The organism is Streptomyces sp. NBC_01571, assembly GCF_026339875.1.
GTDB lineage: Bacteria > Actinomycetota > Actinomycetes > Streptomycetales > Streptomycetaceae > Streptomyces.
Genome location: NZ_JAPEPZ010000001.1, coordinates 3,273,715 through 3,285,785, shown reverse-complemented (window position 1 = coordinate 3,285,785; position 12,071 = coordinate 3,273,715). Strand labels below are relative to the sequence as shown.

The following is a 12,071-nucleotide window of genomic DNA, read 5'->3' as shown; positions in this document are numbered from 1 at the left end:
CACCACGCGCGAAGTTCCGCGTGACGCCACACCCGCATTCTTGTTGCCGTTACCGGTTCGTGTCACTCGCCTGTGGATAACTGGCTGCGATATGTCGGGTCTTACGGGCTTTTGGGCGCCGAAAGGTCGGGGTCATTTCGTGAAGTGAGAGTCCCACGAGGGCCCCCTGAGGTTGTACGAGGGGGCCGGTGGGAGCGTTCAGGCGGGATCGATCTCGCGCAGCAGGCCCGTCGTCACGTCGAAGACGAAGCCGCGCACGTCCTCCGTGTGGAGCAGGAACGGGGAGGTGCGCACCCGTTGCATCGACTGCCGTACGTCCTGTTCGACGTCCCGGAAGGCTTCGACCGCCCAGGCGGGGCGCTGGCCGACCTCCATCTCCAGGTCGTGCCGGAACTCCTCGGTGAGGGACTCCAGGCCGCAGCCGGTGTGGTGGATGAGCACGACGCTCCGGGTGCCGAGCGCTCGCTGGCTGATCGTGAGGGAACGGATCACGTCGTCGGTGACCACACCGCCCGCGTTGCGGATGGTGTGACAGTCGCCAAGCTCCAGGCCGAGCGCCGCGTGCAGGTCGAGCCGGGCGTCCATGCACGCGACCACGGCCACGTGCAGCACGGGCCGTGCGTCCATCCCCGGGTCGGTGAACGCGGCGGCGTACCGGTGGTTCGCCTCGACGAGGCGATCGGTCACGGTGCCGTCGGGGGAGACGCCGCGGGTGGATATGGCGTCTTCGGGCTCTGTGGGTACGGATGCAGAAGTCGTCATAGCTATGACGTTACTGGTCACGTATGAAGTAGTCCTGCTGTGAGGGTGGACAAAGAACGTCATCGTCTCTTGTTGTGAGGTAACCCACATGGGCTCTCGGTACCGGCCGTTTGGGTGATCTTTACCGATTCGTGACTTCGTCGGGGGCTTGATCGAGGAGCGGTCCGCGACGCGCATGCCGGTTGATTGACCGCGACACGGCGTGGACTAAAGTGACGCGAAGCGGGAGTCGAGACTCCCTGCTGGACTGTTTTCCCCCGGAGACCCGGCGATTTTCCGGCGTCTTCCCCGCGTGCGCGGCGCGTACGTACGGCTCGGCCTCCTCCCGCTCCCGGTCGGCTGACGCCACTCACCCGGCGGCAGCAGGCCTCCCCTTCTCGAGCGGGCGGGGACCCGGCGGTGCGTGCCACCGTGCCGGATCTGAGAGGGCCCCTTGAGCCAGAGTCGACACGTCCCGGTGATGCTCCAGCGGTGCCTGGACATGCTGGCCCCGGCCCTCGCCGAGCCGGGAGCCGTCGTCGTCGACTGCACGCTCGGACTCGGCGGCCACAGCGAGGCGCTCCTCACCCGCTTCCCCGAGGCCCGTCTGGTGGCCCTCGACCGTGACAAGGAAGCGCTGCGGCTCTCCGCGGAGCGGCTCGCGCCCTTCGGCGAACGCGCCACCCTCGTGCACGCCGTCTACGACGAACTGCCCGACGTGCTCGCCCGCCTGGACGCCCCGCGCGTCCAGGGCGTCCTGTTCGACCTCGGCGTCTCCTCCATGCAACTCGACGAGGCCGACCGCGGGTTCGCCTACGCCCAGGACGCCCCGCTCGACATGCGCATGGACCAGACGACGGGGATCAGCGCGGCCGAGGTGCTCAACACCTACGCGCCGGGCGAACTGGTACGGATCCTGCGCGCGTACGGCGAGGAGAAGCAGGCCAAGCGGATCGTCTCCGCCGTGGTGCGCGAACGCGAGAAGGAGCCGTTCGGCAACAGTGCGCGGCTCGTCGAGCTGATCCGCGACTCCCTGCCGCAGGCCGCCAAGCGCACCGGCGGCAACCCGGCCAAGCGCACCTTCCAGGCCCTGCGCATCGAGGTCAACGGCGAGCTGAGCGTCCTGGAGAGGGCGATCCCCGCCGCCGTGAAGGCGCTCGCCGTCGGCGGCCGGATCGCCGTGCTGTCGTACCACTCGCTGGAGGACCGGCTGGTCAAGCAGGTCTTCGCGGCAGGCGCCGCCACCACCGCGCCGCCCGGCCTGCCCGTGGTGCCCGAGCGCTACCAGCCCCGGCTCAAGCTGCTCACCCGCGGTGCCGAACTTCCCACCGAGGAAGAGGTCGCCGAGAACCGGCGAGCGGCTCCGGCGCGGCTGCGCGGGGCACAGCGCATCCGTGAGGACGCCGAGTGAGGCGCCGGGAGGGGGAGAGCGAGTGAGTGGGAAACCCGAACGCACGGCGCGGCCGAGGGCCGGCGGCGCCTCCCCGCGACGCGACCGCGGGTCGGGAAAGCGAACCCGCCGGGAGGGCCTGTGAGCAGGAAACCCGAACTCAAGGGCCGAGCCGCCCGGCTCGCCCGGCTTCTCCCCGCCGGCGCGGCAGGCGCCGCCCGGACCCCCTTCGTCCTGCTCGTCGTGCTCCTGCTCGGCGGCGGACTCATCGGCCTGCTCGTACTGAACTCCGCGCTGAGCGAGGGATCCTTCCACCTCGACGACCTCCAGAAGGACACCAAGACCCTCACCGACGAGGAGCAGGCGCTGCAGCGGGACGTGGACGCCTACTCCGCGCCCGACGCCCTCCAGCGCCGCGCCCGTGAGCTGGGCATGGTCCCGGGCGGCGACCCCGCCTTCCTCAACCCGGACGGCACCGTCAAGGGCGTCCCCGAAACGGCCGCCAGGGACTCCTCCCTGCAGAACCCGGCGATGCGGCCGCCCGAGGTCCTCGGCTCCTCGCCGACCGCGAGCCAGGCCCCGCCCACCAGCTCCCCGGCCACCGGCAACTCCGCCACGAGCACCCCCGCCACCCCGGCCGCCACCACCCCGGTCGCCACCCCTCGGGCCGTCGGTACCCCCAACACCCCGAGCACGTCCCGCGCACGGTCCCTGGCTTCCGTTCCCACCCCCACCCCCACCCTCACCCCGTCCACGCAGCGCTCCTCGACCCCCGGCAGGTGACGGAAGTGTCCGACAGGGAACCGCCGCGCCGCCGTGTGCCCGGCCCCGCCCGGCCCGCACGTCCCGGCGGCCAGCGCCGCCCGGGCCCCGGCGCCCGCCCCGCACGCCGTCCCGGCACAACCAGGCCCGGCGCACCCAGGTCCGGCGGCTCGCGCCCCCTGCGGCTCGGCAGTCCCCGGCCCCGGCTCCGCATGGTCAGCCTCGCCCTGACGCTGGTGATGGCCGCCTTCGTCGTCCGGCTGCTCCAGGTACAGGCCGTGGACGCGAGCGCGTACGCCGCGAAGGCGGAACAGAACCGCTACGTCGGCCGCACGCTGGCCGCCACCCGCGGCGGGATCACGGACCGCAACGGCGTCGAGCTGGCCACGAGTGTGGACGCGTACGACATCACGGCCGACCCCACGATGTTCACGCGGGCGGCGACGAAGGTGTCGGACGCGCCCGAGCAGGCCGCGGCGCTGCTCGCGCCGATCCTCGACCAGAGCCCGGACACGGTCGCGAGGAAGCTGCGGACGAAGAACACCCGCTACACGCTCCTCGCACACCGCCGGACCCCGCAGGTCTGGAAGCAGATCAAGGACCTGAAGACCACGCTCGCGGCCAAGGCGGAGACCGACAAGAGCGCGGTCAACTTCCTCGCGGGCGTCCTCGCGGTCCCGGCGAGCAAGCGTGTGTACCCGAACGGCGATCTGGCCGCCGGGATACTGGGCTGGGTCAACGCCGACGGCAAGGGCGGCGGCGGTGTCGAGCAGCAGCTGAACAAGGAGCTCTCCGGCAAGGACGGCAAGCTCCGCTACGCGCAGTCCGGCGGCCGTCAGGTGCCGACCGTCGGCTCCACCGAGACGCCCGCAGTGGCCGGCTCCGACGTCGAACTGACCATCGACCGTGACATCCAGTGGGCCGCGCAGAACGCCATCACCGAGCAGGTGAAGAAGTCCGGGGCTGACCGCGGATACGTGATCGTGCAGGACACCCGCACCGGCGAGGTGCTCGCGATGGCCGACTCGCCCGGCTTCGACCCGAACGACCTCTCCCAGGCCAGTGCGGCGGCCCTGGGCAACGCGGCCCTCCAGGACGCGTACGAGCCCGGCTCCACCGCCAAGGTCATGTCGATGGCCGCCGTGCTGGAGGAGAACGTCGCCACGCCCGGGACGCACGTGGTCGTGCCGAACCGGCTGCACCGCGGCGACCGGCTCTTCCAGGACGACGTCGACCACGCGACCTGGAACCTGACGCTCAACGGCGTGCTCGCCAAGTCCAGCAACATCGGCACCATCCTGGCCGCCGGCCAGCTCGGCAAGACGCAGCAGGCGGCCAACAAGGTCCTCTACTCGTATTTGCGCAAGTTCGGCATCGGCGGCTACACCGGGCTCGACTTCCCCGGCGAGACGAGGGGCATCCTCGCGCCCGCCGACAAGTGGTCGACGTCGCAGCAGTACACGATTCCTTTCGGCCAGGGCGTCTCCATCAACGCGATGCAGGCCGCGTCCGTCTACTCGACGATCGCCAACGGCGGCGTACGCGTGGAGCCGACGCTGGTACGCGGCACGAAGGGACCCGACGGCCGCTTCGCTCCCGTCGCCCAGCCGAAGAAGACCAGGGTCGTGAGCGCGAAGACGGCGAAGACCCTCGCCCAGATGCTGGAGTCCGTCGTGGACGACGAGGAGGGCACCGGCGCCAAGGCGCGCATCCCCGGCTACCGGGTCGCGGGCAAGACGGGTACGGCCAACCGCGTGGATCCGGCCACCGGCAAGTACCACGGCTACACCTCGTCGTTCGCCGGGTTCGCCCCCGCCGACAAGCCCAGGATCACCGTCTACTGCGCGATCCAGAACGCCACCAAGGGCAGCTACTTCGGCGGCCAGATCTGCGGCCCCATCTACAAGCAGGTCATGGAGTTCGCGCTGAAGACCCTCCAGATCCCGCCCACCGGAGCCGGGGCCGCCAACCTCCCCGTCTCCTTCACCCCGTGATCCACCCCGAGCCCGAGCCCGCCCCCGACCGCACACCCTGATCAGCCCGTACGTACAACGGACCAGGAACCACCTCGTGACAACGATCACCCCGGATCCCCGCAACCAGGGCTCCTCGCGCCCCTCGCTTCGCTCCGGCGGGGGTGAGCCCGGTACGCTCACCGCCGTGCCACACGCTGATCAGTCCCAAACCACCCAGAAGGGCGTTCCTGTGACATATCCGGGGCCGCCGCGACCGGTCCAGAACTCCGCAACACCCCTCGCGGAGCTCGCCGATCAGCTGGGTGCCAACGCCCCGGCGTCGACCGCGGAGGTCACGGGCATCACCCATGACTCCCGCGCCGTGCGCCCCGGCGACCTCTACGCCGCGCTGCCCGGCGCCCGCCTGCACGGCGCCGACTACGTGACCCAGGCGGCCGGTCTCGGCGCGGTCGCCGTGCTCACCGACCCCACCGGTGCCGAGCGGGCCGCGGCCACCGGCCTGCCGGTCCTCGTGGTCGACGACCCGCGCGGACGCATGGGCGAGCTCGCGGCCACGATCTACGGCCACCCCGGGCGCGACCTGCTCCAGATCGGCATCACCGGAACCTCCGGCAAGACCACCACGGCGTACCTCGTCGAGGGCGGTCTGAAGACGGTCCGCAGCACCGGCCTCATCGGCACGGTGGAGATGCGCATCGGCGACGAGCGCATCAAGTCGGAGCGCACCACCCCCGAAGCAACCGATCTCCAGGCGCTGTTCGCGGTCATGCGCGAGCGCGGCGTCGACGCGGTCGCGATGGAGGTTTCCAGCCACGCGCTGGTGCTCGGCCGGGTCGACGGCTGCGTCTTCGACATCGCCGTCTTCAACAACCTCAGCCCGGAACACATGGAGTTCCACTCCGACATGGAGGACTACTTCCGGGCCAAGGCGCAGCTGTTCACTCCGGAACGCAGCAAACTCGGCGTGATCAACCTCGACGACGCCTACGGGCGCCGGCTGGCCGAGGAGACCGCCGTGCCCGTCGTCACCTTCTCCGCGGAGGGCCACCCGGACGCCGACTGGCGGGCCGAGGAGGTCGAGGTCGGTCCGATGGACTCGGTCTTCGTCGCGGTCGGGCCCAAGGGCGAGCGGATCACCGCCAGGTCGCCGCTCGCGGGCCCCTTCAACGTGGCGAACACCCTCGCCGCGATCGTCGCCCTCGCCGCCGCCGGACTCGACCCGCAGACCGCGGCCGACGGCATCGCCGCCGTCCCGGGCGTCCCGGGCCGGCTGGAGCGCGTGGACGCCGGCCAGCCCTACCTCGCGGTGGTCGACTACGCCCACAAGACGGACGCCGTCGAGTCGGTGCTGCGCGCACTGCGCAAGGTCACCGAGGGCCGGCTGCACGTCGTGCTCGGCTGCGGCGGCGACCGGGACATGACCAAGCGGATGCCGATGGGCGCCGCCGTGGCGCGGCTCGCCGACACCGCCGTACTGACATCGGACAACCCCCGCTCCGAGGACCCCCTCGCGATCCTCGCGACGATGCTCGCGGGCGCCGCCGAGGTACCGGCCCACGAGCGCGGCGAGGTCCAGGTCTTCGAGGACCGGGCCGCCGCCATCGCCGCCGCCGTCGCCCGGGCCCGGCCCGGCGACACCGTGCTGGTCGCGGGCAAGGGCCACGAGCAGGGCCAGGACATCGCCGGGGTGGTGCGTCCCTTCGACGACCGCCAGGTGCTTCGCGAAGCTATCCAGAAGACCCAGGGATGAACTTGTGATCGCCCTCTCTCTCGCCGAGATCGCAGCAGTCGTCGGCGGGCAGACGTACGACATACCGGATCCGGCCCTCCAGGTCACCGGACCGGTCGTCAGAGACTCCCGTGAAGTGGAGCCAGGCAGCCTCTTCGTCGCCTTCGCCGGCGAGCGCGTGGACGGCCACAACTTCGCCCGGGCGGTCGTCGACGCGGGCGCGGTCGCCGTACTGGCCTCCCGGCCCGTCGGCGTGCCCGCGATCGTCGTCGAGGACGTGCAGACGGCCCTCGGCGCCCTCGCCCGCCACGTCGTCGAACGGCTCGGCACGACCCTCGTGGCCCTCACCGGCTCCGCGGGCAAGACCAGCACCAAGGACCTGATCGCCCAGGTCCTGCGGAGCAAGGCGCCGACCGTCTTCACGCCCGGTTCGCTCAACAACGAGATCGGACTGCCGCTGACCGCGCTGACCGCCACCGAGGAGACGAAGTACCTCGTGCTGGAGATGGGCGCCCGCAGCATCGGCCACATCCGTTACCTCGCGGATCTCACCCCGCCGAAAATCGGTCTCGTCCTCAACGTCGGCACCGCCCACATCGGCGAGTTCGGCGGCCGCGAACAGATTGCACAGGCGAAGGGCGAGCTCGTCGAGGGCCTCCCCGAGGACGGCGCCGCGGTCCTCAACGCCGACGACCCCCTCGTCCGCGCCATGGCCTCCCGGACGAAGGCGCGGGTGGTGCTTTTCGGAGAGTCCGGCGAAGCGGACGTACGCGCCGAGAACGTCCGTCTCACGGACCTTGGACAGCCTGCGTTCAGGCTTCACACACCCTCCGGGTGCAGTGATGTGACCATGCGCCTGTACGGTGAGCATCACGTGTCGAACGCGCTCGCCGCGGCCGCCGTCGCCCATGAGCTGGGCATGTCCGCAGACGAGATCGCCCGCGCGCTCTCCGAGGCGGGCTCCCTCTCCCGCTGGCGGATGGAGGTCACCGAGCGCCCGGACGGCGTGACGGTCGTCAACGACGCCTACAACGCGAACCCCGAGTCCATGCGAGCCGCCCTGCGCGCGCTCGTGGCGATGGGACGAGGGCGTCGTACGTGGGCGGTGCTCGGTCAGATGGCCGAGCTCGGGGACGAGGCTCTCGCCGAGCACGACGCGATCGGGCGGCTCGCCGTCCGACTCAACGTCAGCAAGCTCGTCGCGGTCGGGGGCAGGGAAGCGTCCTGGCTCCAACTGGGCGCATATAACGAGGGTTCGTGGGGTGAGGAGTCGGTGCACGTGTCCGACGCACAGGCGGCTGTCGACCTGCTGCGCAGCGAGTTGCGCCCGGGGGACGTCGTCCTCGTGAAGGCGTCCCGGTCGGTCGGGCTCGAACGGGTGGCGCAGGCGCTGCTCGACGGTGCCGAGGGTGAGGTTGCTGCCCGATGATGAAGCAGATCCTGTTCGCAGGAGTCATTGGTCTGTTCCTCACCCTGGTCGGCACGCCGTTGCTGATCAAGCTGCTGGCCCGCAAGGGCTACGGGCAGTACATCCGTGACGACGGGCCGAAGGAGCACCACAGCAAGCGCGGTACGCCGACGATGGGTGGCATCGCCTTCATCCTGGCGACGATCGCCGCGTACTTCCTGTCCAAGATCATCACCGGGTACGCGCCGACCTTCTCGGGTCTGCTGGTGCTCGGCCTGATGGCGGGCATGGGCCTGGTCGGCTTCCTGGACGACTACATCAAGATCGTCAAGCGGCGTTCGCTCGGTCTGCGGGCCAAGGCGAAGATGGCCGGACAGCTGATCGTCGGCATCTCCTTCGCGGTGCTCGCGCTCCAGTTCTCCGACAATCGCGGCAACACCCCGGCCTCCACCAAGCTCTCCTTCGTCCAGGACTTCGGCTGGACCATCGGCCCGGTGCTGTTCGTGGTCTGGGCGCTGTTCATGATCCTGGCGATGTCGAACGGCGTGAACCTGACGGACGGTCTGGACGGCCTCGCCACCGGCGCCTCCGTCCTGGTCTTCGGCGCCTACACGTTCATCGGTGTCTGGCAGTTCCAGGAGTCCTGCGCCAACACGCAGACCCTGACCAACCCGGCCGCCTGCTACGAGGTACGAGATCCACTGGACCTCGCGATCGTCGCCTCCGCGCTGATGGGCGCCTGCCTCGGCTTCCTGTGGTGGAACACCTCGCCCGCCAAGATCTTCATGGGTGACACCGGTTCGCTGGCCCTGGGCGGCGCGCTGGCCGGTCTGGCGATCTGCTCCCGCACCGAGCTGCTGCTCGCGCTGCTCGGCGGTCTCTTCGTCCTGATCACCATGTCCGTGGTCATCCAGGTCGGTTCGTTCCGGCTCACCGGCAAACGTGTCTTCCGCATGGCACCGCTCCAGCACCACTTCGAACTCAAGGGCTGGTCGGAAGTCCTGGTCGTGGTCCGATTCTGGATCATCCAGGGCATCTGCGTGATCGTCGGCCTCGGCATCTTCTACGCGGGATGGGCGGCCGAGAAGTGACCTCCCCGGAGTTCCAGGGCAAGCGCGTCACCGTCGCCGGGCTCGGGGTCTCCGGCATCCCGGCGGCGCGGGTCCTGCACGGACTCGGCGCGGTCGTCACGGTCGTCAACGACGGCGACGACGAGCGCTCCCGCGCGCAGGCCGCGGAGCTGGAGGCGCTCGGCGTCACCGTGCGCCTCGGCGACGGCGACACCCTGCCCGGGGGCACCGAACTCATCGTCACCGCGCCCGGCTGGAAGCCGGACAAGCCGCTGTTCGCCGCGGCCGCCGAGGCGGGCGTCCCGGTCTGGGGCGACGTCGAGCTGGCCTGGCGCCTGCGGGAGCTGGACGGCAGGAAGGCCGCCCCCTGGCTCGCCGTCACGGGCACCAACGGCAAGACCACGACCGTGCAGATGCTCGCCTCGATCCTGAAGGCGGCAGGACTGCGTACGGCAGCCGTCGGCAACATCGGGGTCTCGCTGCTGGACGCGGTGCTGGGCGAGGAGACGTACGACGTCCTGGCGGTGGAGCTGTCCAGCTACCAACTGCACTGGGCGCCTTCGCTGCGCGCCGACTCCGCGGCCGTGCTGAACCTGGCGCCCGACCATCTCGACTGGCACGGCTCCATGGAGGCGTACGCCGCCGACAAGGGCCGTGTCTACGAGGGCAATCGGGTCGCCTGCGTCTACAACGTCGCCGACAAGGCCACCGAGGACCTGGTGCGCGAGGCGGACGTCGAGGAGGGCTGCCGGGCCGTCGGCTTCACCCTCGGCACACCCGGGCCGTCCCAACTCGGCGTGGTGGACGGCATCCTGGTCGACCGCGCCTTCGTCGAGAACCGGCAGAAGAACGCCCAGGAGCTCGCCGAGGTCTCCGACGTGCGCCCGTCGGCCCCGCACAACATCGCCAACGCCCTTGCGGCGGCGGCCCTCGCGCGCGCCTTCGGCGTCCCCGCCGGCGCCGTACGGGACGGCCTGCGGGCCTTCACCCCGGACGCCCACCGCATCGCGCACGTGGCCGACGTGGACGGGGTCGCGTACGTCGACGACTCCAAGGCGACCAACACCCACGCGGCGGAAGCCTCCTTGGCGGCCTACGAGTCGATCGTGTGGATCGCCGGCGGCCTCGCCAAGGGCGCGACCTTCGACGAGCTGGTCGCCAAGTCGGCACAGCGACTTCGGGGGGTCGTGCTGATCGGCGCCGATCGTGCGCTGATCCGTGAAGCCCTCGCGCGACACGCCCCGGAAGTACCCGTCGTCGACGTCGCCCGCACCGACACTGGGGCGATGCTCGCGGCGGTTCAGGAGGCCGCACGGCTCTCCGGAGCGGGAGACACTGTCCTGCTGGCGCCGGCCTGTGCGTCCATGGACATGTTCGTCAACTACAACAAGCGCGGTGACGCTTTCGCGGAGGCGGTTCGCGAACTCGGCACCGCGAGCGCCTGACGGCGGGACCCAGGCGCCCCGGGACCCTTGGGAGGGACGCGTGACGCCAGTGCGGTCGGGGCTTCGCAGGTGGCTTTCGGCAGGCGGAACGGCGCTGTGCCGGCCCTTCCCCGCCGCCGTGCCCGCACAGCCCGGGAGAACCACCGCGGAGGGACACCTCCGTGCCCCGGCGGACGGAGCCGGCGATGGCCGATAGCCGCACGGGCCGGCCCCCCGTCCAGCGCGCCCCCCGGCGCCCCGCCTCCGCACGCCCCGGGCGCGACAACCCCGTGGGCCGCCTCGTCACGCGTGCGCGCAAGGCCTGGGACCGGCCGCTGACCGCCTACTACCTGATCCTCGGCAGCAGCCTGCTGATCACCGTACTGGGCCTCGTGATGGTCTACTCGGCGTCGATGATCACGGCACTGCAGCTGTCGCTGCCCGGATCGTTCTTCTTCCGCAAACAGTTCCTCGCCGCCTCGATCGGCGCCGTGCTGCTCCTGGTGGCCATGCGGGTGCCGGTGAAACTGCACCGCGCGCTGGCCTATCCGATCCTGGCCGGCGCGGTCTTCCTGATGGTTCTCGTGCAGGTGCCGGGGATAGGGATGTCGGTCAACGGCAACCAGAACTGGATCTCCCTGGGCGGCTCGTTCCAGATCCAGCCCAGCGAGTTCGGCAAGCTCGCGCTCGTGCTGTGGGGCGCCGACCTGCTCGCGCGCAAACAGGACAAGGCGATGCTGGCGCAGTGGAAGCACATGCTGGTGCCGCTCGTCCCGGTCGCCTTCCTGCTGCTCGGGCTGATCATGCTCGGCGGCGACATGGGCACGGCGATCATCCTCACCGCCATCCTCTTCGGGCTGCTGTGGCTGGCCGGAGCGCCCACCCGGCTGTTCGCGGGCGTCCTGGCCGTCGCGCTGACGATCGGCTTCGTCCTCATCAAGACCAGCCCCAACCGTATGTCCCGGCTCGCCTGCATCGGCGCCACCGAGCCAGGACCGAACGACACCTGCTGGCAGGCCGTGCACGGCATCTACGCCCTCGCCTCCGGCGGCCTGTTCGGATCCGGCCTCGGCGCCAGCGTGGAAAAATGGGGCCAACTGCCCGAAGCGCACACCGACTTCATCTTCGCCATCACCGGGGAGGAACTCGGCCTCGCGGGGACACTGTCGGTACTCGCCCTCTTCGCGGCTCTAGGCTATGCGGGTATCCGCGTGGCCGGACGCACGGAGGACCCCTTCGTGAGGTATGCCGCGGGAGGCGTGACCACCTGGATCACGGCCCAGGCCGTGATCAACATCGGTGCGGTGCTCGGTCTGCTGCCGATCGCCGGAGTCCCGCTCCCGCTGTTCTCCTACGGGGGTTCCGCCCTGCTGCCGACCATGTTCGCCGTCGGGTTGCTGATCGCCTTCGCGCGCGACGAGCCCGCTGCGCGGGCGGCGCTCGCGATGCGGCAACCCCGCTTTGGCAGAAAGCGTGCTGCGGTGAGAGGCTCCGCGGGGGCCGCGGGGCCTCGGAGATGGAACACGATGCGACGGCGCGCCGCGGCGCGTTCGTCCGGAGAGCGGTGAATT

The 12,071-nt window shown here is 70.7% G+C and carries 9 protein-coding genes; 8 read left to right on the top strand and 1 reads right to left on the bottom strand.

What is annotated here, in order from left to right:
- Positions 1 to 198 precede the first annotated feature (198 nt).
- Entirely contained in the window at positions 199 to 762 is a 564-nt protein-coding gene (locus OHB41_RS14800; protein WP_266698566.1) for a beta-class carbonic anhydrase, read from the bottom strand.
- 433 nt (positions 763 to 1,195) lie between these two features.
- On the opposite strand from OHB41_RS14800, the gene rsmH reads away from it, so the two are divergent.
- The 8 genes from rsmH to ftsW all read left to right on the top strand — a co-directional run bounded on the left by rsmH (position 1,196) and on the right by ftsW (position 12,068).
- Positions 1,196 to 2,152, top strand: a complete 957-nt coding sequence (gene rsmH, locus OHB41_RS14795) for a 16S rRNA (cytosine(1402)-N(4))-methyltransferase RsmH (RefSeq protein WP_266698564.1) — start codon at positions 1,196 to 1,198, stop codon at positions 2,150 to 2,152.
- 120 nt (positions 2,153 to 2,272) lie between these two features.
- Positions 2,273 to 2,914 (top strand): cell division protein FtsL, encoded by a 642-nt coding sequence (gene ftsL / locus OHB41_RS14790; protein WP_266698563.1) that lies wholly within the window; start codon positions 2,273 to 2,275, stop codon positions 2,912 to 2,914.
- Positions 2,915 to 2,919: 5 nt separating this feature from the next.
- Entirely contained in the window at positions 2,920 to 4,887 is a 1,968-nt protein-coding gene (locus tag OHB41_RS14785; protein ID WP_323138374.1) for a peptidoglycan D,D-transpeptidase FtsI family protein, read from the top strand.
- A 211-nt stretch (positions 4,888 to 5,098) separates the two neighbouring features.
- Positions 5,099 to 6,619, top strand: a complete 1,521-nt coding sequence (locus OHB41_RS14780; protein ID WP_266705872.1) for a UDP-N-acetylmuramoyl-L-alanyl-D-glutamate--2,6-diaminopimelate ligase — start codon at positions 5,099 to 5,101, stop codon at positions 6,617 to 6,619.
- Between the two features lie 4 nt (positions 6,620 to 6,623).
- Complete coding sequence (locus OHB41_RS14775) at positions 6,624 to 8,027, top strand: UDP-N-acetylmuramoyl-tripeptide--D-alanyl-D-alanine ligase (protein WP_266698561.1); 1,404 nt, start codon at positions 6,624 to 6,626, stop codon at positions 8,025 to 8,027.
- A complete protein-coding gene (gene mraY / locus OHB41_RS14770) occupies positions 8,024 to 9,097 on the top strand; it encodes a phospho-N-acetylmuramoyl-pentapeptide-transferase (protein WP_266698560.1) in 1,074 nt (357 codons plus the stop codon). The genes OHB41_RS14775 and mraY overlap by 4 nt, the downstream gene beginning before the upstream one ends.
- On the top strand, positions 9,079 to 10,521 hold the full coding sequence (gene murD, locus OHB41_RS14765) for a UDP-N-acetylmuramoyl-L-alanine--D-glutamate ligase (protein WP_266698559.1): 1,443 nt from the start codon (positions 9,079 to 9,081) through the stop codon (positions 10,519 to 10,521). The genes mraY and murD overlap by 19 nt, the downstream gene beginning before the upstream one ends.
- A 185-nt stretch (positions 10,522 to 10,706) precedes the next feature.
- Entirely contained in the window at positions 10,707 to 12,068 is a 1,362-nt protein-coding gene (ftsW, locus tag OHB41_RS14760; RefSeq protein WP_266698557.1) for a putative lipid II flippase FtsW, read from the top strand.
- Positions 12,069 to 12,071 lie beyond the last annotated feature (3 nt).